Source organism: Pseudomonas lurida, assembly GCF_013522705.1.
Taxonomy (GTDB): domain Bacteria; phylum Pseudomonadota; class Gammaproteobacteria; order Pseudomonadales; family Pseudomonadaceae; genus Aquipseudomonas; species Aquipseudomonas quebecensis.
On the sequence record NZ_JAAMRE010000013.1, the window covers coordinates 1 to 25,142 of the forward strand.

21 protein-coding genes and 1 rRNA gene are annotated in these 25,142 nt (G+C 61.8%); 10 read left to right on the top strand and 12 right to left on the bottom strand.

Translation table 11 applies throughout. The features are described 5' to 3' along the window. From rrf to G7025_RS12685, 4 genes are all read left to right on the top strand, one after another. Positions 1–103, top strand: a 5S ribosomal RNA gene (gene rrf, locus G7025_RS12670); the annotation flags it as partial. Positions 104–307: 204 nt separating this feature from the next. Next, positions 308–967, top strand: coding sequence for a paraquat-inducible protein A (locus G7025_RS12675; RefSeq protein ID WP_181079549.1), 660 nt, complete (start codon positions 308–310; stop codon positions 965–967). Next, entirely contained in the window at positions 954–1,577 is a 624-nt protein-coding gene (locus tag G7025_RS12680; protein WP_181079550.1) for a paraquat-inducible protein A, read from the top strand. Before G7025_RS12675 ends, G7025_RS12680 begins: the two co-directional genes overlap by 14 nt. Next, positions 1,570–3,873 (top strand): PqiB family protein, encoded by a 2,304-nt coding sequence (locus G7025_RS12685; RefSeq protein ID WP_181079551.1) that lies wholly within the window; start codon positions 1,570–1,572, stop codon positions 3,871–3,873. The genes G7025_RS12680 and G7025_RS12685 overlap by 8 nt, the downstream gene beginning before the upstream one ends. 101 nt (positions 3,874–3,974) lie before the next feature. On the opposite strand, the gene mksF is transcribed toward G7025_RS12685, so the two are convergent. From mksF to mksB, 3 genes are read right to left on the bottom strand one after another with little or no spacing between them, the layout of a single operon-like run. Further along, positions 3,975–6,815: an Mks condensin complex protein MksF gene (gene mksF, locus G7025_RS12690; RefSeq protein ID WP_181079552.1), complete on the bottom strand. Its 2,841-nt coding sequence runs from the start codon at positions 6,813–6,815 to the stop codon at positions 3,975–3,977. Next, a complete protein-coding gene (mksE, locus tag G7025_RS12695; protein WP_181079553.1) occupies positions 6,812–7,519 on the bottom strand; it encodes an Mks condensin complex protein MksE in 708 nt (235 codons plus the stop codon). The genes mksF and mksE overlap by 4 nt, the downstream gene beginning before the upstream one ends. Beyond that, a complete protein-coding gene (gene mksB / locus G7025_RS12700) occupies positions 7,509–8,786 on the bottom strand; it encodes an Mks condensin complex protein MksB (RefSeq protein WP_181079554.1) in 1,278 nt (425 codons plus the stop codon). Before mksB ends, mksE begins: the two co-directional genes overlap by 11 nt. A 187-nt stretch (positions 8,787–8,973) precedes the next feature. On the opposite strand from mksB, the gene G7025_RS12705 reads away from it, so the two are divergent. Beyond that, positions 8,974–9,717 (top strand): energy transducer TonB, encoded by a 744-nt coding sequence (locus G7025_RS12705; RefSeq protein ID WP_181079656.1) that lies wholly within the window; start codon positions 8,974–8,976, stop codon positions 9,715–9,717. Further along, on the top strand, positions 9,710–10,162 hold the full coding sequence (gene rimI, locus G7025_RS12710; protein WP_003188286.1) for a ribosomal protein S18-alanine N-acetyltransferase: 453 nt from the start codon (positions 9,710–9,712) through the stop codon (positions 10,160–10,162). Before G7025_RS12705 ends, rimI begins: the two co-directional genes overlap by 8 nt. A 57-nt stretch (positions 10,163–10,219) precedes the next feature. Here the strand turns inward: rimI and G7025_RS12715 are convergent, their stop codons facing one another. Continuing rightward, positions 10,220–10,624 carry a serine kinase/phosphatase gene (locus G7025_RS12715; protein WP_181079555.1) on the bottom strand — a complete coding sequence of 135 codons (405 nt, stop codon included), beginning with the start codon at positions 10,622–10,624 and terminating at the stop codon, positions 10,220–10,222. A 138-nt stretch (positions 10,625–10,762) separates the two neighbouring features. Here G7025_RS12715 and can point away from each other — a divergent pair, with 138 nt between their 5' ends. Continuing rightward, the gene (gene can / locus G7025_RS12720; protein ID WP_025856499.1) at positions 10,763–11,407 is read left to right on the top strand and encodes a carbonate dehydratase; all 645 of its coding nucleotides are present in this window, start codon (positions 10,763–10,765) and stop codon (positions 11,405–11,407) included. On the opposite strand, the gene G7025_RS12725 is transcribed toward can, so the two are convergent. The 4 genes from G7025_RS12725 to G7025_RS12740 form a co-directional block, all read right to left on the bottom strand. Then, the gene (locus tag G7025_RS12725) at positions 11,404–11,916 is read right to left on the bottom strand and encodes an SET domain-containing protein-lysine N-methyltransferase (protein ID WP_181079556.1); all 513 of its coding nucleotides are present in this window, start codon (positions 11,914–11,916) and stop codon (positions 11,404–11,406) included. The two genes, can and G7025_RS12725, sit on opposite strands and share 4 nt — an antisense overlap. A gap of 159 nt (positions 11,917–12,075) precedes the next feature. Then, entirely contained in the window at positions 12,076–13,245 is a 1,170-nt protein-coding gene (locus G7025_RS12730; protein WP_181079557.1) for a hypothetical protein, read from the bottom strand. Positions 13,246–13,367: 122 nt separating this feature from the next. After that, the gene (gene acpA / locus G7025_RS12735; RefSeq protein ID WP_181079558.1) at positions 13,368–15,068 is read right to left on the bottom strand and encodes an acid phosphatase; all 1,701 of its coding nucleotides are present in this window, start codon (positions 15,066–15,068) and stop codon (positions 13,368–13,370) included. A 235-nt stretch (positions 15,069–15,303) separates the two neighbouring features. After that, a complete protein-coding gene (locus G7025_RS12740; RefSeq protein ID WP_181079559.1) occupies positions 15,304–16,722 on the bottom strand; it encodes a short-chain fatty acid transporter in 1,419 nt (472 codons plus the stop codon). Positions 16,723–16,908: 186 nt separating this feature from the next. Here G7025_RS12740 and G7025_RS12745 point away from each other — a divergent pair, with 186 nt between their 5' ends. Beyond that, entirely contained in the window at positions 16,909–18,198 is a 1,290-nt protein-coding gene (locus G7025_RS12745) for an MFS transporter (protein ID WP_181079560.1), read from the top strand. A gap of 3 nt (positions 18,199–18,201) precedes the next feature. Here G7025_RS12745 and G7025_RS12750 read toward each other — a convergent pair whose 3' ends face one another. After that, positions 18,202–19,572: a GntT/GntP/DsdX family permease gene (locus G7025_RS12750; protein WP_181079561.1), complete on the bottom strand. Its 1,371-nt coding sequence runs from the start codon at positions 19,570–19,572 to the stop codon at positions 18,202–18,204. A gap of 209 nt (positions 19,573–19,781) precedes the next feature. On the opposite strand from G7025_RS12750, the gene G7025_RS12755 reads away from it, so the two are divergent. Next, the gene (locus tag G7025_RS12755) at positions 19,782–20,357 is read left to right on the top strand and encodes a flavin reductase family protein (protein ID WP_181079562.1); all 576 of its coding nucleotides are present in this window, start codon (positions 19,782–19,784) and stop codon (positions 20,355–20,357) included. A gap of 15 nt (positions 20,358–20,372) precedes the next feature. Here G7025_RS12755 and G7025_RS12760 read toward each other — a convergent pair whose 3' ends face one another. After that, the gene (locus tag G7025_RS12760) at positions 20,373–21,182 is read right to left on the bottom strand and encodes an AraC family transcriptional regulator (protein WP_181079563.1); all 810 of its coding nucleotides are present in this window, start codon (positions 21,180–21,182) and stop codon (positions 20,373–20,375) included. Positions 21,183–21,341: 159 nt separating this feature from the next. On the opposite strand from G7025_RS12760, the gene ddlA reads away from it, so the two are divergent. After that, on the top strand, positions 21,342–22,436 hold the full coding sequence (gene ddlA / locus G7025_RS12765; RefSeq protein ID WP_181079564.1) for a D-alanine--D-alanine ligase: 1,095 nt from the start codon (positions 21,342–21,344) through the stop codon (positions 22,434–22,436). A 38-nt stretch (positions 22,437–22,474) separates the two neighbouring features. Here the strand turns inward: ddlA and ggt are convergent, their stop codons facing one another. Together ggt and G7025_RS12775 are read right to left on the bottom strand one after the other, a co-directional pair. After that, on the bottom strand, positions 22,475–24,304 hold the full coding sequence (gene ggt / locus G7025_RS12770; RefSeq protein WP_181079565.1) for a gamma-glutamyltransferase: 1,830 nt from the start codon (positions 24,302–24,304) through the stop codon (positions 22,475–22,477). A 37-nt stretch (positions 24,305–24,341) separates the two neighbouring features. Continuing rightward, positions 24,342–25,121: a PhzF family phenazine biosynthesis protein gene (locus G7025_RS12775; protein ID WP_181079566.1), complete on the bottom strand. Its 780-nt coding sequence runs from the start codon at positions 25,119–25,121 to the stop codon at positions 24,342–24,344. Between the last annotated feature and the right edge of the window lie 21 nt (positions 25,122–25,142).

Consider the following 25,142-nt stretch of genomic DNA (forward strand, 5'->3'; position numbering starts at 1 on the left):
GAGCATTGGAACCACCTGATCCCATCCCGAACTCAGCAGTGAAACGATGCATCGCCGATGGTAGTGTGGGGTTTCCCCATGTGAGAGTAGGTCATCGTCAAGATTAAATTCCGAAACCCCAATTGCGAGAGCAGTTGGGGTTTTGTTTTGGGCGCTCGAAAAGCGCCGCCGGCATCAGCGCGAGTACTGTTATCAGCCATTGCGCCTGCACACGCCTCGTCAAGCCGCCCGACAAATTTGCACAGTTATTTCTGAACCAGATCATTAGAATAGGCACCTAACCTTTTTTAGAGTCAGAGCCCTACCTATGCCCGATCCAGTTGATGCCCTTGAGGTATCGGACTTACCGCTGGACGATCTGGTGGCATGCCATGAGTGCGACCTGCTGATGCGCAAGCCAGAGCTCGCCCTTGGAGAAAAGGCCCAATGTCCGCGCTGCGGTTATGAGCTCTACGCTCACCGCCATAACGTGATTGAACGAAGCCTGGCGTTGGTGCTAGCCGCTTTGTTGCTATACATACCCGCGAACTTTCTACCCATCATGCAGCTCAATCTACTCGGGCAATCCTCGGAAGATACCGTATGGAGCGGCGTTGTTGGTTTGTTCGACACCGGTATGCAAGGCGTGTCCATCGTGGTGTTCCTGTGCAGCATGGGCATCCCCTTGCTCAAGCTGCTATGCCAATTGTTGGTGTTGCTGAGTGTTCGTTGGAAGATCGGCCGCAGTTACGGGTTACTGCTGTACCGCATCTACCACCATATGAAGGATTGGGGAATGCTGGAAGTCTATTTGATGGGGGTGCTCGTAGCGATCGTAAAGCTCGCAGACATGGCCTCCATCACGATCGGCTTGGGCCTGTTCTGCTTTATCAGTTTATTAATGGTTCAAGTCCTGCTTGAGGTGGTGATGTCGCCCCACCAGATCTGGCAAGCGCTGTCAGGAGAGGATGATCATGCGGGCGATTGATGCGGGTATTCTGATATGTACCGAATGCCATGAGTTGAACAGGCAAGAGCCTGATACTGATGAGCAAACCTGCACTCGTTGTGGTGCGCTGATCCATGCACGCCGCCCTGACAGCCTTGTGCGTACCTGGGCGTTGCTGATTACCGCTGCGATTCTGTATATCCCCGCCAATGTATTGCCGATCATGACGGTCAACTCACTCGGCCAGGGAGAACCCAGCACTATCATGGCCGGTGTGATCCAGTTGGTGCAGCACGGTATGTTTCCCATCGCCGCCGTGGTGTTCATCGCCAGTATCCTGGTGCCGACTTTTAAGCTCGTGGGCATTGGGCTGCTCCTGTTTTCGGTGCAGCGTCATCAGCCGCTCTCCGCACAACAACGTATCGTGATGTACCGTTTTATCGAATTCATTGGACGTTGGTCCATGTTGGATATCTTCGTGATCGCCATTCTGGTGGCGGTCGTTAACTTTGGACGACTTGCCAGCGTCGAGGCCAACCTCGGCGCTGCAGCGTTCGCCAGTGTGGTGATCTTGACGATGCTTGCCGCTGTAACTTTCGATCCCCGACTGATTTGGGATAACACGGAGTCGGACGACGACCATGAGTGACTTGCCTAAAGCTAAAACCCGCCCCGCCTCCAATTGGTCGGCCATTTGGGTCTTGCCCCTGATTGCCTTGATCATTGGCGGCTGGCTTGGCTGGCGTGCCTACTCGCAACAGGGCATCGAGATTCAAGTGCGCTTTGAAAGCGGCGAAGGCATCCAGGTCAACAAAACCGAGGTGGTCTATAAAGGCATGCCCGTGGGCAAGGTCAAAGCCCTGGCGCTGGACGACGAAGGCAGCAACCGCGGGGTAATCGCCACCATCGAGATGGGCAAGGACGTCGAGCAATACCTCAAGACCAATACGCGTTTCTGGCTGGTCAAGCCAAGCGTCAGCCTCGCCGGTATCACCGGCCTGGAAACCCTGGTCTCCGGCAATTACATCGCCGCCAGCCCCGGCGATGGCGAACCCACGCGTAAATTCAAGGCTCTCTCCGAAGAGCCACCTTTATCGGACGCCAAGCCCGGCCTGCACCTGACCGTCAAAGCCGACCGTCTGGGTTCACTGAATCGTGGCAGCCCAGTGTTCTACAAGCAGATCCAGGTTGGTCAGGTCAAAAGCTACCTGCTGTCCGAAGACCAGAGCACGGTCGAGATCAAGCTTTATATCGAGCCGACCTACGCTCACCTGGTGCGCAAACACACGCGCTTCTGGAATGCGAGCGGCATCAGCATCGACGCTAATCTCTCCGGTGTGAAGGTGCGCAGCGAATCGCTCTCCAGCATCGTCGCCGGCGGTATCGCGTTCGCTACTCCGGAGAATCGCAAGGACAGCCCGCCCACGGATCCAAGTCTGCCGTTTCGTTTGTACGAAGATTTCGACGCCGCCGCGGCCGGCATTCGGGTCAAGGTCAAGCTCACCGACTTCGAGGGCCTGCAAGCGGGCCGCACTCCAGTCATGTACAAAGGCATTCAGGTCGGTAGCCTTAAAACCTTGAAGATCGACCCGGATCTGTCCAGCGCCAACGCCGAGTTGACCCTCGACCCCCTGGCGGAAGACTACCTGGTACAGGACACTCAATTCTGGGTGGTCAAGCCGTCCATCTCTCTGGCCGGCATCACCGGCCTGGAAGCCTTGGTAAAAGGTAACTACATCGCCATCCGCCCCGGCGATAAAGGCAGTGCTCCGCAACGTGAGTTTGTCGCGCGCGCCAAAGCGCCACCGCTGGACCTGCGTTCCCCAGGTCTGCACATGGTGTTGTTCACCGATAACCTGGGCTCCCTGGATGTCGGCAGCCCGATCCTCTACAAGCAGGTTAAGGTCGGTTCGGTGCAGAGCTACCAGTTCTCGCGCAAGAATAAGCAGCTGGTGATCGGCGTTCACATCGAGAAGGAATACGAAAACCTGGTCAACGGTTCGACGCGGTTCTGGAATGCCAGCGGCGTGACCCTGACTGGCGGCCTCACCGGTGGCATCCAGGTCAAGAGTGAATCCTTGGCCAGCCTGATGGCGGGCGGGATCGCATTCGAAACGCCACAGCCTAATGTACCGCTGAAAAAACGTATCCCTCGTTTCCGCCTGTTTGCCGACCGTGAAGCGGCCAACCAACATGGCACCCTGGTGACCATCAAGGTGGACCGTGCCGACGGCCTTCGTCCGGGAACTCCTGTGCGCTTCAAAGGCCTGGATGTCGGCAAGATCGAGAACGTCGACCTCAGTGCCGATATGCAGTCGGTGCTGCTGACCGCCCGTATTACCCAAGTGGCGGATCGCATCGCGCGGGCCGGCAGCCAATTCTGGGTGGTCAAGCCTGAGCTGGGCCTGATGAAAACCTCGAATCTCGAAACCCTGGTCACCGGCCAGTACATCGAAGTGCAACCGGCAGCGAAAAATGCTGGCCCGCAGAAGAGTTTCGTCGCGCTGAACCAGCCGCCGGAAGCCGTCCACCAAGAGGCCGGCCTGAGCCTGGTGCTGAGCGCCGCGCGTCGTGGTTCGTTGAAGGAAGGCGTGCCGGTTACCTACCGTGAGGTCACCGTGGGCAAAGTCACCGGCTACGAGTTGGGGCAAACCGCCGACCGTGTGCTGATTCATATCCTGATCGAGCCCAAGTACGCGCCACTTGTGCGCAGCGGCAGCCGCTTCTGGAACACCAGCGGTTTCGGCCTCGACTTCGGCTTGTTCAAAGGCGCAACGGTACGCACCGAATCCCTGGAGACCCTGGTTGCTGGCGGCATTGCCTTCGCGACGCCGGAAGGCGAGCGCATGGGCAACGCCGCGCGACCGCAACAAACCTTTGCGCTGTTCGACAAATTTGAAGACGAATGGCTGACCTGGGCGCCTAAAATTCCACTGGGCAGATAAACCGGGGGGCTTGCCCCGGATGGGGCCCTCAACATCATTGCAAAAACCAAAAAGGCCGCGATCCATAAAATCGCGGCCTTTTTGCATTTCAGTGCCGCAGGTCAGACCTCATCCAGCTCCGGTTCATCCGCCTGCACATTCACCGTCGCCTTCACCACATCATGGCGACGGATGTACTTCCAGTCCGCCTCGTCGATATAGATGCCGTTCGGCCCGCTGCCACCTTCCAGGTCGATCGCCACCTGGGCGGATACCTGGGGTTTCACGCTCGCCAGGATCGGCACGAAGCCCAACTGCAAACTGGTTTCCAGCAGCGCTGCCTGGTTCTTCTCATCGATATCCGCCGCCTCATCCAGGTAGTACGGCAAGCGCACGCGGCCGGCCTGGTCACGGTCCATCAGGTGCAGCAACAAATACATGTTGGTCAGCGCCTTGATGGTCATGGTAGTGCCGTTGGACGCCGCGCCATCGATATCGGTGTGGATCACCGGCTGGCCGTTGACCTTAGTGATTTCGAAGGCCAGCTCGAACAGATCCTTGAGGCCCAACTGGTTGTGATTAGCGGCCACCAGGCGAGCCAGGTATTCCTTGGCTTCTTCGTTCTTGTTGTCTTGCTCGGCGCTCTGGCTGAGGTCGAATACCGACAAGGTTTCGCCTTCCTCATACTGCCCGGCGCTGTGGATGATCTGGTCGATATGCTTGAGCGCTTCCTTGTTCGGCGCCAGCACGATGCGGAAGCTTTGCAGGTTGGACACCTGGCGCTTGTTGATCTCGCGGTTGAACAGCGCCAGCTGATGTTCCAGGCTGTCGTAGTCGCTGCGGATATTGCGCAAGGTTCGCGCGATATCGGTGACCGCCGCGCGGCGTGCCTTGCCAAGAGTCAGGGCTTCATCCGTGCGGTGGGCATAAGCGTTGATCAGCAGTTGCAGGCGACGTTCCACATCATCCTCGCTGTCGAACTTGGCCACACCCTTGAGGCGCACCTGAGCGTACAGCGCTTCGATCTGGCCGTCGGCGCGCAGCAGGCCCTGCCAACTGTCCTGATAGTCATTGAGCAACGGCAGCAGGTTGTCCATGGAGTCATCGACCGGGTCCATGAACGGTGTGCCGAACGGCAGATCCGCCGGCAGCAACTGGCGACGGCGCAGCGCGTCATCCAGGGTGCGCTGCTTGGCTTCCATGTCGCCGATCTGCCGCCCGACCAGTTGCAGCTTGGCCGACAGTTGCTGGACGCGCTCGGTGAACGCATCGCTGGAGCGTTTCAACTCGTCCTGCGCCGCTTCCATCTGCGCCAGGCTTTCCAGTTTTTCGCCTTCCTCGGCGCTCAGGGTCTGCGCGCGGCGGAAGTCTTCCAAAGCTTTTTGCGCATCCAGCACCTGTTGGTACAACGCTTCGGTCTGGGTTTTGCTCGCCGCGCGGTCCGCCGCCACGGCTTGCTGGGTTTTGAGCTGCTTGAGTTCTTTTTCAAGGCGCTCTTTCTGATCGCGCAAAGCCGCGCGGTCCGCCAGGGCCTGCAATGCCGGCGGTTCGATGTGCGAGATATCGATGGACAGCCCCGGTACTTCAAAGCGCTCGCCCTTGAAACCATCAAGGATCTGCTCCAGGGATTTGACCCACTGACCGTCCTCGTCCAGCGTGATGCCGTGTTCGCCCAGCGGCAGGCTGAACAGCGAACTGTTGAACAGACGCATCAGACGCTCGACGTCCTGCTGTGAGAATTCTTCGCGCAGTTTGGCGTAACTGTTGTTGTCCGCGTGATCGAGCTGTTGCTTGACTGACTTCAAGCGCTTTTCCAGATCACGCAAACGCTCATCCAGGTCTTCGGCGCTGAACTGCCGCGACTGTGCCAGTGCGCCGGCCAGTTCGTCGTGGGCGTCCTTGGCGGCCAGCAGCTGTTGCTCCAGCACCTTGACGTCATCCACCAGCGCAAAGCGATGCTTGAGCACCGACAATTCACCCAGCCAACGCTGGATGCCGCTGATCTCCCGCTCCAGGCGCATCAGTTCCTGAGTACCGCCGCGCTGGTCGTTCTGCAGGGCGTCCTGCTCGTTGCGGTAGTGCTCGGCCTGGATCGTCAGCTCTTCCTTGCGCGCACTGGCGTAGTCCGACCAGGTCCCCAGCAGCGAATCCAGCAGCGGCGACAGACGATGCAGCTTGCCACGCAGAATGTCGCGCTGTTTCACGCCATTGGCCAGGGCTTCGACCAGCGGCCCGGCGGCCACCAGCGAGTTGTAGTCCTGTTCCATGCGTCGCACATCGCGGAAGGCTTCTTCGCACGCGGCGATGTAATCCACACTGCCGGACCGCAGGCTGTGTTCAAACGCATCGAGGAACAGTTGCTTGAGCTTGGCCGCGGTGATTTCGCGCATGTGCAGCAGGTTGATAAACAGCGCGCGGAAGGTCTTCAGGCTCTGCTCGCTGGTGGAACGCAGCGGGATCAACGTCAGGTCCAGCGGGATCGACGTGTGGCCACCCACCAGCAAGCGCCGCAGTTCATCCGGTTTGAGCTCATAGGCCTTGAGGCCCTCTCGCTCCAGGTTGGTGAACAGCTCTTTCTGACGCAGGCAGGTGTCGTTCTGCTGGTAATGGGCCAGGTCCAGCTTGCCCGCGTAGGCAAAAAACTGGTGGCCGAAACCGCCGCCGGGGCCGCGACCGACCACCCCGATCACATGCGGGCCGTGGGGCAGGGAGACTTCGACGAGGATGTAGCTGGTGTCGCTGGCAAAGTAAAAACGCCGCGATTGTTCCAAGGTGTACTTGCCGAAACTCATGTCCGACATGCGCGCCAGGATCGGGAACTGCAGCGCGTTGATCGAGGCGGATTTACCCAGGTTGTTCGCGCCGTACACCGACAGCGGCTCTTCCAGCGGAAACAGGCCCAGGCTGTAGCCGGCGGTGTTCAATAGGGCGAAGCGGCGGATGCCGTAGCGTTCCTTACTCATGCGTCGGTCTCCTGTTCTTCGGCGATGGCGCGGGCCAAGGCGTCTTCTTCGCTTTCTTCGTCAAAGTCACTCAGATCCAGCGGATCATCGGTCTGCAACAGTTTTTCATCGCTGTCTTCGTCGATGATCACCGGCGCCGGCAGTGGCAACACGCTGTGCACGCTGGCCGCCAGATCGCGGTCCTGCTGCACCGACAGGCACACGTCGAGAAAGCGATGCATTGGTGGCAGGAAGCGGTACACGCCGTTGTCTTCGCCGGCGAATCCGAGCTGGGTCATGCGGCGCATGATTTTTTCTTCGAGTTCTTCCTGGGTTTGCACTTCAGCCTGGATAAACAGGTCGCGGTACTTTTCCAGCAGCGAGGGCAGTTCGTCGCGACCCAGGCTGCCGCCGTCGAGCACGGCGATCGGGTCGCGGCCCTGGTCGGCCAGGTGCTCGACGAGGATGAAGGTGAACAACGCCAGGCGCTGCGCGGTCTTGTTGACCTGCGCGGCAGCCACGGCGGTGTCCGGCACGAAGTAATAGAAACCGCGGGTGTCGCACACCAGCTCAAAGCCCAGGGCTTTGAACAGCATGCGGTACTGGTCCTGGAAGTTCGACAGTTGGGCGTACAGCTCCGGGTCGCGGCGGCTGACGTGGTAACCCTTGAACAGCTCGCGGAAAATCGGCGCCAGCTGGGACAGTTCGGATAGATCAAGATGCATGAGGAATGCTCGCAGAATGCTCGGCCGCGTCAGGCGTGGCCGGGAGCAGGGCGAAAGAGCGCAGGCTGACCTGATGCTCGTGGGTGTGGTAATCGCGACGTTCCAGGCGTTCGCGCTTGAAGCGTTTTTCCCGGGACAGGCGCGAGAACCAGTACAGCAACTCGTCGGTGGCGCCGTCGGGCTCCTGCTCCAGCAGCCAGGTCATCAGGTCCGGCATCGGCAGTGCGTCTTCGCAGCGCTCGAGCATCTCCTTGACCGTGCGCGGCGCGCGTTGGGCTTCGCCCTTGTGGGACTTGTGTGCCTTGGGGAACCGCGCAGGCTTGGGCTCGAAGTTCGCCAGGGCATACACATAGGCTTCCACCTGGCTCGCGCTGCCCAGGAAGGTGCTTTGCGGTCGGGTGAACATAGGCATCGCCGCTTGCGGCACCGCGTCCAGGCCTTTGCGTCGAATCGCTGACAAGGCCAACGCCGCGCCACGGGTCACGGCGTTGTGCCGGCGCGCTTCTTCACGCAGCGGCAGCAACAGTTCCCGCGCATGGCGCAAGGTCAATTGGGCGCTGGTCTGCATTTCGAGGATGCGCGCGTGGGTGCGCAGCAGCATGTCATCGTCCACCAGATGGCCGAGGCGCTGCTGTTCGGTGAGCAGGCGCAACAGCACATTCTCGACCTTGCGCACGCCTTGTTCGAAGGCGCCGTCGGCGTTCACCAGTTGGATCATCGGTTCGACGTATTCATCCCAGGTCGCCAGGACTTCGGCATAGCGCTGGCGCAACGGAATCTGCCGGTCGCTGGTCTTGGCGCGGTCGGCCACGGCGGCGAGGGCCTGTTCATCGTTGGCGAGTTTTTTCAGCACGTCGCGCACGCGCATATCGAGCAGGCGCAGTTGGCGAGCCAGGTCGTGGCCGTCGCGGATGTCGAAGGCGTCCTGAATATAGCCGGCCAGACGCTCGAGGTGGCGCAGGTAGGCTTCGATCTCCAGGCACAGGCCGAGCCGGTGCTCCTTGCGAAGGTAGGCCAGGAAATCGTGAATCTGGGCGTTAAGCTCGAAGCGGTTCGGGCTCTTGGCCACAGGTACGAGGATGTCGAGGCGAATCCACACGTCCAGCAGGCTGGTGATGTCCTGCGGCGTGCTGTCCAGTTGTTGGGCGGCCAGTTGCGCGCGCAGCTCGCTCAGGCTCAGGGTGCCTTGGTCGAAGTGTTCGCACAGTGGCTCAAGTAAGGCCCAGTGTTCGGCGAGGGCGCGCAGGACGCGCTTGGGTTCGATCATGGGAATGGCCGGCTGGTTGGCGATTAAAAGTCGCGATTGTACTGCATCGGACGGGGGATTTATCCACAGCCGGTCAGTGCGCAGTGGGCGATTGAGAGCGAACAGCGGTAGAATCCCCGCTCTTTACTTATCCACAAGTGGCCGAGCTGTGCTTATCGAGTCCCGACGTCGCGCTTACTTGACCGCCATGCAGGTGGTCAATTGGCTGCCCCGTACCGAACTGCCGTTTGCTGCGCCATCGCGGCCCGAGCTGTTGCAGGCGCTTGAGCCCGATGTGGTGTTGGAGTCTTCGGGGGAGGAAGCGGCCCCGCCGGTCGCGGTGATCAAGTCGGTGCCCGAGACACGCCCGGCGGTGGAGCGGACCAAGGTCGAAGTCCCGCGGCCTTCGCCAGTGACCAAGCCCACAGTGGCCGAAGAGGCTGCGCCGGTGGTCAAGGCGCCGGTGGTGCCGCCGCCGCGTTTTGCCCTGCAATTGCTGCGTGCCGGGCGCTGCCTGCTGCTGGTGGAACTGCCTACCGGCGAGCGCTTCCAAACCCGCGACCCGGCCTACCTGCTGCTCAAGGACATGCTGCGTGCCGCCGGCCTGCCCGACAGCCCGCAGATCGTCGGCGACCCGGTGCGCTGGCCGTTGCTGGCGCGGGGCACCATGGATCAAGGCCCGGAGGCCGCGCGCGACTTCGTGCAAGGGTTTGTCGCGGCGCGCCTGGAAGACGAACCCAGCGTGTGCGTGTGGCTGATTGGCCTGCCCGCCGTGCGGTTTGCCGGTGAAGCCAACGCCGAGGCGTGGTATCGCGAGCTGCAGGTCGAAAGCCTGGGCTCGGTATGGGCCCTGCCGGGCCTGGAATTATTAATGGAAGAGCCACAGCGTAAGGCTGATGTCTGGCAAGCCATGCGCCGGCTGATGGCGCGCTGGAAAACAACCGATGAGTGAGGCTTTATCTTTCCGCCCGATGACCGAGGCCGACCTCGACGCGGTGCTGAAAATCGAATACGCGGCGTTCAGCCACCCTTGGACCCGTGGCATTTTCCTCGATGGGCTGGGCAAGTATCAGATCTGGCTGATGTTCGAAGGCGAGCAGCAGGTGGGGCACGGCGTGGTGCAGATCATTCTCGACGAGGCGCATCTGCTCAATATTACGGTCAAGCCGGAGAACCAGGGCCGTGGCCTGGGCCTGGCACTGCTGGAACACCTGATGTCGCGTGCCTATGCGGCGAATGCGCGGGAGTGTTTCCTGGAAGTGCGTGACAGCAATACCGGGGCCTTTCGGTTGTACGAGCGCTACGGGTTCAATGAAATCGGCCGTCGCCGAGATTACTACCCGGCGGTCGGTGGGCGTGAAGATGCGGTGGTCATGGCCTGCACCCTGGTCGATTGACCACCCGAGCCGATGCGGGAGCGGCTGAGCCGGCTCCCGCAGGTTGAACTGCGCCGGTCAGCGATTACCATCTACAGGGTCGATATCCGCCAGTTCTGCCTCATCCAGACCATTTCCTGCGCCAATCTCGTCTTCGTCCACAACACTCAGATCGAAATCGGCGGGGCTGTCTTCGCCGGCCTCTCGTGCATCCCGTGCGCCATCTTCGTGGATCAGGGTTTCCGGGCTCATGTCGTCGTCGGTCGATTCATGATCGTCGGTGGAAGCCCCGGTCATCCCGGCTTCACGCACGCGCTCGTCAGGCATCAAGTGTTCGCGCTCGCCACGGGGGATTTCGTCGCCGATTTCTGCGCTGGGTGCCTCGTCGTCAAAATCCAGCTCGCGCATCGAACCCATGCGGTCTTCGTTGTCATCAATCGGTTCGGGCTGGGTAGCGCCGTAGGGACGTCGTGATTCAGTCATGGCCAATCCTCATACTGTGGGGCATATAGTGTGTGGACAGGCACGGCGCCCTAAAGATTCAAGCTAATTGCGCATGGGCGTGACCTGGACGAGTGGTCGTGTGTCACACAGCTGCGCATCATTCCTGAGGCTTTCCTGATGAACGAACTACAAGACCTGCTTGATAACAACGAACGCTGGGCGGATGCGATCAAACAGGAAGATCCCGAATTCTTCGCCAAGCTCGCCCGCCAGCAAACCCCGGAATACCTGTGGATCGGCTGTTCCGATGCGCGGGTGCCGGCCAACGAGATCGTCGGCATGCTGCCGGGCGATCTGTTCGTGCACCGGAACGTGGCCAACGTGGTGCTGCACACCGACCTCAATTGCCTGTCGGTGATCCAGTACGCAGTCGATGTACTCAAGGTCAAACACATCCTCGTCACCGGGCACTATGGCTGCGGAGGCGTGCGTGCTTCCATGCAGGACCGCCAGTTCGGCCTGATCGACGGCTGGCTGCGCACCATTCGTGATCTCTACTATGAGAACCGTGACGTGCTGGCCCAGCTGCCGACCGAAGAAGAGCGTGTGGACCGGCTGTGCGAGCTGAACGTGATTCAGCAAGTAGCCAACGTCGGCCACACCAGCATTGTGCAAAACGCCTGGCACCGCGGGCAGAGCCTGTCGATCCATGGTTGCATCTACGGCATCAAGGATGGCCGCTGGAAAAGCCTGAACACCACCATCAGCGGCTTCGAGCAACTGCCACCGCAATACCGCCTGCGTCCGCTGGGCGAAGCTTAAGGGCGCTTACGCTCGCGCCATCGAGCCATGAACGCCTGCCCTTCGGCGTTCAGCGGCTCATCGCGACCCGTGATCCAGCCCCGGCAATTGAGCTCGCCGCAATGGCAGGCGAATTGTCGGGACAGGGTGTCCTCGTTGCTGGCGTAATCGAGCGTCAGTGGCGTGCCGGCGGGGATGGGCCTTACGGTCCACAACTCGAGGTAGGTGCTGTCGAAAAATACATTCGGGTTACACGAGTGCCGCAGCAGGCCGCAGAACCAGCAGTCGTACAAGTGGATACGCGGCGACAACTGCAGCGTGCGCGGGCCTCGTTTGTTCACGGCGTAGCCGGAAACCTGTGCAATCAGCACACGGCTGTCGAATCCAACGCGCGCCTCGACACCGCCGCCTTTGCCAACGATCTTGAAGTGTTTGGACGAGGGGTAGCCTCGCTCAACGAGCAATGTCTTGAAAGGGTACAGGCAATCATTTGCTGCCGTTTCAGCCATACCCATGGTTTGAGTTTTCATGACTCTCCTAGGTGGGCCCTTGGTCAGGCTGCTTCGACCTGCGGATAATGTCTGACTGCCAGTCTTGCAATGGATGGGCGCGGCTCAAGGTTCGCCGAAGTTGGATCCGATTTCTACTGTCAAATATGACAGTAGAAATCGTTCGCGCAGGGTGGCGCCCTACAGGTGCGGCGCCATGATTGTCGGCGTCGGGGCGGCGTTCTTCAGTTGCTTGAGCTGAGTTTTTATGGTCGGGGTGGCGCACTTGGCGTTAGCTTCGGTCGGGGTCAGTTTGCGCACCGAGGTGTAGAACAATTCACAGGTCTGTTCCTTGCGCGTGACCTGCCAGGTGTTCATACAGGCCTGGAGCAGCACGTTCGCATCGCTCGCCGGTTTCTGGCCCATGCCCGCCTGCCAGCAGGCGGCGCTCAAGTCCTGGCCCATGACTTTCAAACCCGCCTCGTCGGCCTTCTGCTCGTTGCCGTCATACGTCGCCGGGTCGGCGGCGTACCAGATATAGCTGGGGTGGTTGGAGCCCAGCACCGATACGCTCTTACCGACAGCCGGGCTGATCTGCGCCAGGCCCAGCACGCCCACGGTTTGCCCGTATTGCTGCTTGATCCAGTTACGCACCGGTGCGCCGAACGCCACCATCGGCAGCGCGCCGTTGGGCAACAGGCTCAATTCCTTGACCATGCGCGTCTGGTAGTCGGTGAAATAGCTGTAGACCGCCTCCAAATCTTTACCGGCATTGGAGGGTGCGGCGATGGGGGCGATATCGATGATGGTCTGGTAGGCCGGGGTTTCGGTGGCCGGCACGCCGTTGTCGGTGAGCAGCGTGGCCCAACGGTCGGTGGTGGCCGATTCCAGGTAATCCTGGGCCTGGGTCAGCGAATAGTCCGGCGGGAAGTGCAGCAATTCGATGCTCTTGCGGTTTTCCAGGGCCATGCCCAGCGGCAGGAACAGGTACCAGTTATAGGCCCACTTGCCGTCGCTGTTGAGTTTGCTGGCGCCCTGATACGCCAGGTCGGCGGTGTTGAGCAGGGTAGTCAATGGCTGGCCATAACCGTCCGGCACGCCGCTGAATGTCGCCGTCACCTGGCCGTCATGGCTTTTGACGCTGACTTTGGCGCGGCTGTAACCGTCGCGCTGCAGGCTCTGGTTCAGGTAATGCTCGGCGGTCTGCTCCAGCGTCCAGGGCCGATAACAGATCACATTGCAGTTATTGGGAAAGGCGAACAATTGGGTGACGCGCTGGGTACTGCCCAGAGGTACTTCGATATCGGCCTGCACGACCGCACTGACCATCAGTGCGGCCAGGGTCAGGGACAGCCTGGTCGATGTGAACATAATTGATTCCTTGTCAGCGAAAGCCCGTCTGCGCGGGATGAAGGCCCACTTGCACACAGTAGCGGCTGACCAGGAAAACCGCGTGCTAAATCAGCGAACATGTCGCTATTGGATAAGAAACCCTACACGCTGAAGTGCAATGCGTTGCTCAGATCGCCCATCGGTACCTGGCCGCGTGCAATCATCGCGTCGTCGCGCTGTTTCAGGCCGGGCAGGGTCTCGAGCTGGAAAACCCGAGTAATCAACCGCAGGATCGACGCGGTGTCGTAAACCGTGTGGTCCACTGTGCCCTTGCGCGCGAAGGGCGACACCACCAGCGCCGGAACGCGCGTGCCAGGGCCCCAGCGATCACCCTTGGGCGGTGCCACGTGGTCCCACCAGCCGCCGTTTTCATCGACGGTCACCACTACCACCATGTTTTTCCATTGCGCACTTTCCTGCAACACCTTCAGCGCGCGGACGATATGCCGGTCGCCCGACGCCACATCGGCGTAACCGGCGTGCATGTTCAGGTTGCCCTGAGGCTTGTAGAACGTCACTGCCGGCAGCTTTCCAGCCTGCGCATCGGCAAAGAACTTGTTGGTACTGGACTCATCGCCCAACCCCCCATCGCGCAGACGCTTGCTGCGCTCCGCCGGGTTCTGCGGCCCCTGTTGCTTGAAGTAGTTGAACGGCTGATGGTGGTACTGGAAATTGGGAATCTTGGGGATCCCGCCCGAATCCTTGAACTGATCCAGCGTCGCCTGCCAGGCCCCGGCGTACCAGGCCCAGTCGACATTCTTCTTCGACAGCTTGTCGCCGATGTGTTCGTGGGTCTGCGGCACCAGCACATTGGGCAGGTCGGGCTTGGAGTAATCCGGATTCTGCGGGTCGCGGATCCAGGTCGGCCAATAGGGCGGGGCCAGGGTGTTTACCGCATAACCGTCCGGAGTCAACGCACTGGGGCCGAATTGCGGCGGGCCGGTCATGGCGCTGGCCGGGGATTTGTCCAATGGCTTGAGGCGCGTGTCGGTGGGGTCATCGCTTTGCAACGTGGCGATCTGCGATTTGGCCACCGATTGCGCCGCGTTCGGGTACACCGGCGCGGTGGCGCTGATCAGGTATTGATGGTTGAGGAATGAGCCGCCAAACGCGCCCTGGAAGAAGTTGTCGCAAAGCACGAACTCTTTGGCCACGTCCCACAGACGCAGGGAATAACGGCTCTGGGCGTAATGGCCCATCACCAGGCCGCCGGAATCGGCCCAGGCAACAAAACCGTCGTTCTTGCCGCCGTTGATCTGCATCTGGTTCTGGTAGAACACATGCCATAAGTCGCGGGTCACCAGGCTCAAAGGCAAGTCTTCGGCATTCGGGCCCTTGAGGGCGAACGGTGCGTTGGGCAGGTTTTCCTGGAATTGCACGTCATTGGGGTAAGTCACCCCGTCCACGCTTTGCGGGCCTACCTGCAGCACACCGCCCCAAACTGCAGGCAGGGTGGTCAGCAGGCTGCCGTCGCGGTCGCGCTGCTGGTAGTCGGCGGCGGAGAGCGCCGACAGTGGTTTCTCCACGCCGGGAAAATCCGCAAACAGATTATTGAAACTGCGGTTTTCGGCGTAGATCACCACCACGGTTTTCACCTGTTCGCGCAAGGCCTTGTCCAGTTCCTGCGGCGTCAGTGGTCGTTCCTGCGGTGTGTCGGGCGCTTCGCTGGTATTGCCGCAGCCGCTCAAGGTAGCGCCCACCCCCAGTACCGCCGCGCCTCCCAGGAAGCGCCGACGGCTGGTGTCCACAGGCGGTTGAGTTACAGAATCGGGGGAGGGGCGGTCTTTGTGCTCGTCACTCATTGCGGGGGAGTCCTGGCGAGATGTTGCAAGATATTTCGCAGGACGGTAGCAGGGGGATATGACGGAACCAAGACAACAGCGCGACCTGTCGGCGCTGCGAGAACCTGTGGGAGGGGGCTTGCCCCCGATGACTGCCTGACAGTCGACTGCAATGTCGCATCAGACCGAGCACATATACCGGCTGTCGCGCCTGATTGACTGCGCCCGTTGCAATAACAGGCGCACTCTCCATTGCCTACGGCATCACCGGCGGCAAATACGCCAGCGTGGTCCCCAACGCCCACAACAAGAACAGCACCAGCGGCGCATGCACCAGCAATTGCACGAACGAAAAACCGATCAAATCCCTCGCCTTGAGCCCCAGTACTCCCAACAGCGGCAGCATATAGAACGGGTTGATCAGGTTCGGCAGCGCTTCGGCGGCGTTGTAGATCTGCACCGACCAACCCAGGTGGTATTGCAGATCGTTGGCCACCTGCATCACGTACGGCGCCTCGATGATCCACTTGCCGCCGCCCGAAGGAATAAAGAAGCCCAGCACCGCCGAGTACACCCCCATCAGCAGCGCGTAGGTGTCGTGGGAGGCGATGGAGGTGAAGAAGGTCGAGATATGGTGCGCCAGGGTCTGGCCGTCGCCGCCCTTGACCACTGTCATCAGCGCGGCGATCGAGCCGTACAACGGGAATTGGATCAACACCCCGGTGGTGGTCGGCACCGCGCGGGCCACCGCATCCAGGAAGCTGCGCGGGCGCCAGTGCAGCAGCGCGCCGACCATGATGAACAGAAAGTTATAGGTGTTGAGCCCCGAGATGGCACTGATCGCCGGCTTGGTCGAAAACTCATGGAACAGCCAACCGGCGGCCAGCAGCGCCAGCAGGATGGTCAGCAGCGGGCTGTGTTCCAGCCATTCGCCGGGGCGCGTCGGTGCCTGCGGCTTGGGCAGGTTGAAGGCCGGATCGACGCCACAGGCCTGGGCGTCGCGCGCACTGTTGGGGCCTGGGGCGGTGGCGTAGGCGATGATCAGCGACACCACGATCAGCGCCAGCAACAGCACGCCGGATTGCCACAGGAAGATCGTCTCGGTGAAGGGGATCATCCCGGTGATGGCCAGGATGGATGGCGGCAAACTGCCTGGGTTGGCCTGCAACTGCGCGGCCGACGACGACAGTCCCAGCGCCCACACCGCGCCCAGGCCCAGATAGGCGGCCGCACCCGCCGCGCGGTAATCCATGCGCAGGTCGGTGCGCCGAGCCAGCGCCCGCACCAGCAGACCGCCGAACACCAGGGACAAGCCCCAATTCAGCAACGACGCGACCATGGAAATCAGCGCCACCCACGCCACGGCCGAGCGGCCGTTCTTCGGAATGCGGGCCAGGCGGTCAATCAAGCGCACCGCCGGCGGCGAGCTGGCGACCACATAACCGCCAATCACCACAAAGGCCATCTGCATAGTGAACGGGATCAGGCTCCAGAAACCATCGCCAAAGGCTTTGGCGGCGTCGGTCGGGGCGGCGCCCATGCCCAGGGTCGCCACGGCGACGATGATCACCGCGAGCGCGGCAAACACCCAGGAGTCCGGGAACCAGCGTTCGGCAAAATTGGAGCAGCGCAGGGCGAATCGGGCATAGCGGCTTTCTTCGATAGCGTCGGCCACGAGTCATTACCTCTTGTCGTTATTATGGGTTTGGCAATTGGACGGCATATTCCGCTACGGCCATTCATATGGGAATGCAGTTATCTTCATCGATCCATGAGGAAAACAAATATATCTGCCGCGATTGCCATGATCCGGTTCAGCTCATAACCTGCACGCCATTTTGTTTGTCTGCCGAGCCACTCCATGACTGCCACCTCTGTCGCACAGGCGCAGCGCTTTTCCCGCTCCGACTACAAAACCCTGGGCCTGGCTGCCTTGGGCGGTGCCTTGGAAATCTATGATTTCATCATCTTTGTGTTTTTCGCGCTGACCCTCAGCCAACTGTTCTTCCCGCCGCAAATGCCCGAGTGGCTGCGCCTGCTGCAAAGCTTCGGCATCTTTGTCACCGGCTACCTGGCGCGCCCGTTGGGCGGCATCCTGATGGCGCATTTTGCCGATCACCTGGGACGCAAACGCGTATTCAGCCTGAGCATCCTGATGATGGCCTTGCCCTGCCTGCTGATCGGGATCATGCCCACCTACGCCCAGATCGGTTATTTCGCACCGCTGATCCTGTTGGCGCTGCGGGTGCTGCAAGGCGCGGCGGTGGGCGGTGAAGTGCCCAGTGCCTGGACCTTCGTTGCCGAGCATGCGCCGCGCAACCATCGCGGTTACGCGCTCGGTTTCCTACAGGCCGGGCTGACCTTCGGTTACTTGCTTGGCGCTCTGACCGCAACGCTGCTGGCGCAAGTCTTTACGCCCGCTGAGATCCTCGACTACGCCTGGCGGTTTCCTTTCCTGCTCGGTGGTGTGTTCGGGGTGATCGGCGTGTGGCTGCGCCGCTGGCTCAGTGAAACCCCGGTCTTCATGCAAATGCAGGCGCGCCGACAGGCTGCCGCCGAACTGCCGCTGCGCACCGTATTGCGCGACCATCGCGCGGTGTTGCTGCCGGCGATGATCCTCACCTGCGTGCTCACCTCGGCCGTGGTGGTGCTGGTGGTCATTACCCCGACCATGATGCAGAAAACCTTCGGCATGAGCCCCAGTCACACCTTCGCCTTGAGCGCGCTGGGCATCGTCTTTCTCAACATCGGCTGTGTGCTCGCCGGCCTGCTGGTGGACCGCATCGGTGCCTGGCGCGCGGTGCTGGTCTACAGCCTGTTGCTGCCGGTGGGGATTGCGCTGTTGTACGCCAGCCTGATCGGCGGTGGTGCGTGGCTCGGCGCCGCGTATGCCGTTGCGGGCTTGAGCTGCGGGGTGGTGGGCGCCGTGCCCTCGGTGATGGTCGGCCTGTTTCCGCCGGCGGTGAGGGTGTCGGGGATTTCCTTCACGTACAACATCGCCTACGCGCTGTGGGCCAGCACCACGCCGCTGATGCTGATCGCACTCATGCCCGCCAGTCCGTGGATCTGTGTGGGCTACTGCGTGGTGATGGGCGCGGTGGGGGTGGGCAGTGTGGCGCTGTTTGGCAAGCGCCACGCTTTGATGGCCTGAGGGTCAGGTCAGGAAGTGCCAGAGCAGCAACGTACCGACCAGGCCGACCACGGACACAATGGTCTGCAGTACCGACCAGACCCAAATGGTCTGCTTGAGCTGCAGCCCGAAATACTCACGCACCATCCAGAACCCGGCATCGTTGACGTGGCAGAAGAACACCGAGCCGGCGCCGATCGCCAGGGCCACCAGTGAGCTTTGTGTCGCCGCCAGGCCCGCCATCATCGGCGCCAGGATGCCCGCCGTTGTGGTGGTGGCGACGGTTGCCGAACCCGTGGCCTGCCGCAACGCCACGGCGATCAGCCAGGCCAGCAGCAGATACGGCATGTGCGCGCCTTCGGCGACCTTGCTGATGGTCTGGCTGACGCCGGCGTCGAGCAGGGTTTGCTTGAGGCCGCCGCCGGCTCCTATGGTCAACAGCAACACCGCAATCGGCGCGAGTGCCTTGCGCAGGGTATTGCCGACCTCGGCGCGTGGCATGCCGGCCGCCCAGCCCAGGCAGATCACCGCAGCGATTACCGCCAGGCCGAGGGCGATCAGCGGTTCGCCGAGGAACTTGAGCGTCATGCCCACACTGCTTTCGGCGGGCAATGCGACTTTGGCCAAGGTGCTGCCGAGCATCAGAATCACCGGCAACAGAATGATCAGCAACGACACGCCGAAGCTCGGCTGGCGCGGTGCCTTGGGCGGCGCGCTGAACAGCGCGCCGATGTCGGCCGGCTCATCCACATGCAGGCGCTTGGACAGCCAGTTGCCATAGATCGGCCCGGCCAGTATCACCGCCGGCACCGCCAGGCAAAAGCCCAGCAGCATGGTCAGGCCCAGGTCGGCGTGAAGCGCGCCCACCGCAATCAGCGGCCCTGGGTGCGGCGGCATCAACGCGTGCAACGTGGTCATGCCCGCCAGCGCCGGGATGGCGATTTTCAGCAGTGGCTGGTTCGAGCGCTTGGCCATGACGAAGATGATCGGCACCATCATCACCAGGCCCACTTCAAAGAACAGCGGCAAGCCGATCACCATCGCCACCAAGGCCATGACCCACGGCAGCGACTTGCCCTTGCCCAGCCCCAGCAGGGTGGTGGCGATGCGATCGGCCGCACCGGACTCGGCCATCAGCGCGCCCAGCATCGAACCCAGGGCAATGATGATCCCGGCCTCGCCAAGGATCGCCCCGGCGCCTTTGCTGAAGGCCTTGGCCACATCTTCCGGCGGCAGGCCTGCACCCACTCCGGCGATAAAGGTGCCGATCAAAATCGACAGAAACGGCGGTAGCTTGGTCGCGCTGATCAGCACGATGATGCTGGCGATGGCCAGTAGTACGCAAAACATCAGGCGGGTGTCGTGCACCATCCACGCAGCAGTCGATAACGCCAAAGCGGGACTCCTTATCGAACAGGTTAGGATAATTGTTTCTTTTTGTTTCCTGCGCCAAAAGGATACCTGATCGGACGTTGCCCCCCTATAGATCCGTTGTGTTGGCGATTTTTTTCATGTTCCGAGGGCTTGGCCACTCACGGCGGACCTTACCCGGGGAGCTTGTGCTTGAGGTATCGTAGGTTTTTTCGCTTGAAGAGCCACCCTGCATGAGCCCCGAACACTGCCGTCCTGTCCCGCTGCCCAAGGCCTACCGCTTGCTCAATCATGGCCCGACCGTACTGGTGAGCGCCGCTCATGAAGGCCAGCGCACTATCATGGCTGCCGCCTGGGCCATGCCGATGGATTTCGAACCGCCGAAGGTCGCGGTGGTGTTGGACAAATCCACCTGGACCCGCGAACTGCTGGAAGGCGCCGGCACCTTTGTGCTGCAGGTGCCGTGTGCGGCCCAGGCCGACCTGGTGCAGACCGTCGGTACCATCAGTGGCCGCGACCTCGACAAATTCGCCGCCTATGGCTTGCGCACGTTCAACGGTGAACACACCGACGCACCGTTGCTGGAGGGGGGCGTGGCGTGGTTGGAGTGCCGCCTGCTGCCCGAGCCGCATAACCAGCAGACCTACGACCTGTTCCTCGGTGAAGTGGTCGCCGCCTACGCCGATGAGCGTGTCTTCAGTGACGGGCGCTGGCACTTCGAGGGGCACGACCCATTGCGCACCTTGCACCACGTGGCGGGCGGGCATTTCCTGAGCATCGGCCAGCCGATCGATGGGCGCCAGTTGTAAGCCTGGCCAACGCATTCAACGTCCCAGCATCTTCACCCAGCGCGACGGCGGCATGCCGTAGGTGCTGCGAAATTGCCGGGTCATATGGCTCTGGTCGGTGAAGCCGGCGGTGAGCGCCGCATCTACCAGAGATTGGCCCTGGGCCAGGAGGCTGCGCACCAGGTCCAGGCGGCGCATGGTCAGGTAACGGTAGGGGCTGGTGCCGAACAGCAGGCGAAAATCCCGCGACAAGCCCCAGCGGTCTCGCCCTGCGTGCTCGGCCATGTCATCGAGTGTGATGCTGCGGCCCAGGGCACTGTGGATAAATTCCCGTGCCCGCTCGGCGGCCAGGTAGTCGAACGTCTTGCGGCTGACGACCGCTCCTGACGCAGCGCTCAACGCCTGGGCCAGGTCGAACAACGCATCCTGTTCCTGCAACGGGTCGACCGGGCAATCCAGGTTCTGCAACAGCACTTCGCTGGCGCGGAACAGCCGCGGATCGGTGGACAATCCTGCGGGCACGAACGGCAACGGCCTGCCGCCGAGGATCTGCTGAATCAACGCCGGTTCCACATAAATCATGCGGTACTTGAAGCCTTCCTCGCTCCCGGCGCGGCCGTCGTGCACCTCATCGGGATGAATCACCATGGTCGTGCCGGGCAGGCTGTGGATCATGCCGCCGCGGTAATGAAAACTCTGCACGCCGAACAACGTACGCCCGATGGCGTAAGTGTCGTGGCGATGCGGGTCGAAGGCGAAACCTGCAAAGTACGCCTCGATACGGTCCAGGCCGCTGGCGTGCGGCGCACGGTGCAGCCAATCGAGCGGGGTGGTCGAATTGCCCATGGTGACTTGTCACAGGAAGAGGTGGAAACACGGTAACTCAGTGTGGGGCGCGCTGTCTGCGGGGTCTTGTACGATCGTGCAGCCGCTGGCTACCCGCGCGTTTGGCAAGCGCTGACCGCCCATGGTAAGAAGCCCTACGTTCAACAATGAGGTCGAGTCATGGGCAAGGTGCGGGTAGGTATTATTTTCGGTGGCCGTTCGGCTGAGCATGAAGTGTCGTTGCAGTCGGCGCGCAACATCGTCGATGCCCTCGACCGTACGCGCTTCGAACCGATCCTGATTGGCATCGACAAGGCCGGTCACTGGCACCTCAACGACACCTCCAACTTCCTGCTTAATCAGGAAAACCCAGCCTTGATCGCCCTCAACCAATCCAATCGCGAACTGGCGGTCGTGCCGGGCAAAGCCAATCGCCAGGTCGTGGAGACTTCCGGCCAAGGCGTGCTGGAACATATCGACGTGATCTTTCCCATCGTCCACGGCACCCTTGGGGAAGACGGGTGCCTGCAAGGCTTGCTGCGCATGGCCGACCTGCCGTTTGTCGGTTCCGACGTGCTGGGCTCGGCGATTTGCATGGACAAGGACATCAGCAAGCGCCTGCTGCGTGACGCCGGTATCGCCGTCACTCCGTTTTTGACGCTCACCCGTGGCAATGCGGCCCGCACTTCGTTTGAGAAGGCGGCGAATACGCTGGGCCTGCCGCTGTTCGTCAAACCGGCCAACCAGGGATCTTCAGTGGGCGTGAGCAAAGTCGGCAGCGAAGCCGAGTACCGTGCCGCCGTTGAACTGGCGTTGGGGTTCGATGAGAAGGTGCTGGTGGAGTCTGCTGTTCAGGGTCGTGAAATCGAATGTGCGGTATTGGGCAACGACAACCCCATCGCCAGCGGTTGCGGCGAGATCGTGGTGAGCAGCGGGTTCTATTCCTACGACAGCAAATACATCGACGACCAGGCTGCCCAGGTGGTGGTGCCGGCCGCGATCAGTCATGACGCCAGCGAACGCATTCGCCACCTGGCAGTGCAGGCGTTTGAAGTGTTGGGCTGCTCCGGGCTGGCGCGTGTCGATGTGTTCCTCACTGACAATGGCGAGGTATTGATCAACGAAATCAACTCGCTGCCCGGCTTCACCCGCATCAGCATGTACCCCAAGCTATGGCAGGCCGCGGGGATGAGCTACAGCGAGCTGGTCACCCGCCTGATCGAACTGGCGATGGAGCGGCACGCGGCGCGCAAGGGGCTGAAGATCAGCCGCTGAGTGAGCGTGTTGTGGTGAACGGGCTTGCCCCCTTCCAGTCAGTCACCCAGCGCTTCGCTTTCGCGCCGAGGGTCGGCGCCGCCGTTCAGCGATACCTTGCCTTGCGCGTCCCGCGTGCGGACGATGGCCTGTACGCCGCTGGTCATCTCGATCTCGCTCAGCGTGTGGCCCTTGTCTTTCAGCGCCTGTTTGAGCGCCGGGCTGACCAGGCCCGCCTCCAGCTCGGTTGCGCCATTGCGACTGCCGAAGTTAGGCAGGTTGATCGCCGCCTGCGGATCGAGTTTCCAGTCGAGCAGGGCCACCAGCGACTTGCTCACGTATTCGATGATTTGCGAGCCTCCCGGAGAGCCCACGGTGGCCAGCAGCTCACCGCTGCGGCGGTCGAATACCAATGTCGGTGCCATGGCCGAACGTGGCCGTTTGCCGGGTTGCACGCGGTTGGCGACGGGCTGGCCATTTTCTTCGGGGATGAACGAAAAGTCGGTCATCTGGTTGTTGAGCAAAAAGCCCTGGACCATCAGGTGGGAGCCAAACGCGGCTTCCACCGTGGTGGTCATCGACACCGCGCCGCCCAGGTCATCCACCGCCACCACCTGCGAGGTGGAGATGCGCAGCGGCGAACGATCCGGTGCGTAGGCCACCTGCAGGCCAGCCGGTTGACCGGGCTTGGCCACGCCCATGCTGCGTTCACCGATCAAGGTGGCGCGCCGGGCCAGGTAGTCCGGTGCGATCAGGCCTGCGACCGGAACCGGTGTGAAATCGGCGTCGGCCACATACAGCGCGCGATCGGCAAATGCCAGGCGCCCGGCCTCGGCGAGCAGGTGCACGGCCTCGGGCGTCGGTTCCAACCCGGCGGGCGATGGGCTTTTGAGCGGTGTCATCGGCGCGATGGCCAGGCGCGGATCGCGGGCTTCCAGCGCCTGCAGCGTGCCCAGGATCTGTGCCACGGCAATCCCACCGGAGGATGGCGGGGGCATGCCGCAGACTGTCCATTGTTTGTAATCGCTGCACAGCGGCGCGCGCTCCTTGGCGGCGTAGCCTTGCAGGTCGGCCTGGGACAGGCTCCCGGCATTGCGATGGCCCTGGACCTTGCGCACGATTTCGTCGGCAATCGGCCCGGTGTAGAGCGCGTCCGGCCCTTCCTTGGCGATGCGCTTGAACACGTGAGCCAGCGCCGGGTTCTTCAACAGGGTGCCGGTGGCTTTAGGCGTGCCGTCGGCATTCAGGAAATACGCCGCCATGTCCGGCGATTGGGCGATATACGGGTCGGCGGCAATCAGGCTGTGCAAGCGCGGGGAAATCGCGAAGCCTTGTTCCGCCAGACGGATCGCCGGCTCGAACAATTTGGCCCACTGCAGATGACCGGTCTTTTTATGCGCCATTTCCAGCGCACGCAGTACCCCTGGCGTACCGACCGAGCGGCCGCCGATCTGTGCTTCGGGAAACGCCATCGGCTTGCCGTCGGCGCTGAGGAACAGGTGCTCTGAGGCCCCGGCCGGTGCGGTTTCGCGGCCGTCGTACGCGTGCACCTTTTCGCCATCCCACAGCAGGATGAATGCACCGCCACCGATCCCCGATGACTGCGGCTCCACCAGGGTCAACACCGCCTGCATTGCAATCGCGGCGTCAATCGCCGAGCCGCCCTGGCGCAACATGTCGCGCCCGGCTTGCGCGGCCAGCGGGTTGGCGGCGGCGGCCATGTGGCGCTCGGCGTGACGGGGGGTAAGGCCGGTGCGATAGCCCGAGCCCAGCTCCGGAGCCGGAGGCTGTTCGTTAACCGAGCTATGGCAGGCTGCCAACGCCAGGGTCGCGGCGATGACCGTCAGTTGACGGCGAGAAATCGAAAACACGCGCTGAACTCCGTTCATGGTAAGCAGTAATCGTTGTCCTTTGGCCAAGGCTGTTCTACAGGTAAATCGTGCCTTGCATATACAGCGCAGCCTTGCCGGAAATAATCACGCGGTCGCCCTTGAGTTCGCAGTGCAGCTGGCCTTTACGTGCGCCGCCTTGCTCCGCAGTCAAGTGGGTTTTGCCCAGGCGCTCGGCCCAGAACGGCGCCAACGAGGTGTGCGCCGAACCGGTGACCGGGTCTTCATTGACCCCGACATTCGGTCCGAACCAGCGCGACACAATGTCAAACCGCGTACCGCGCGTGGTCACGGCAATTCCGCGCTTGGGCAGGCCCTTGAGCCGTGCAAAGTCCGGGGTCAGCGCCGCCACCTGGGCTTCATCCTGCAGCAGCACAATGAAGTCGTCGGTGCTGAACACGTCGGCATGTTCAATGCCCAGCGCGGCGAACATTCCGGCGGGCGGCTCGCACGGTTGTGGCGTTTTGGCCGGGAAATCCATCGCCAGCTCATCACCGTTGCGTGTCACGCGAAGCTCGCCGCTGCGGGTGGCAAAGCGCAGCACGTCGGCCCTGTCCGCCAGCTTGTGAATCAACACCCACGCCGCCGCGAGCGTGGCATGGCCACACAGGTCCACTTCGACTTCAGGGGTAAACCAGCGCAACTCATAACCTTCGCCCCGGCGTACGAAGTAAGCGGTTTCGGAGAGATTGTTCTCGGCGGCTATTGCCTGCAGCCGCTCGTCCGGCAACCACTCGGTGAGTGGGCAGACCGCAGCCGGGTTGCCGCCGAAAGGCTGTTCGCTGAAGGCGTCGACTTGGTAGATGTCCAATTTCACCGTGGGGCACTCCGTGTGTGG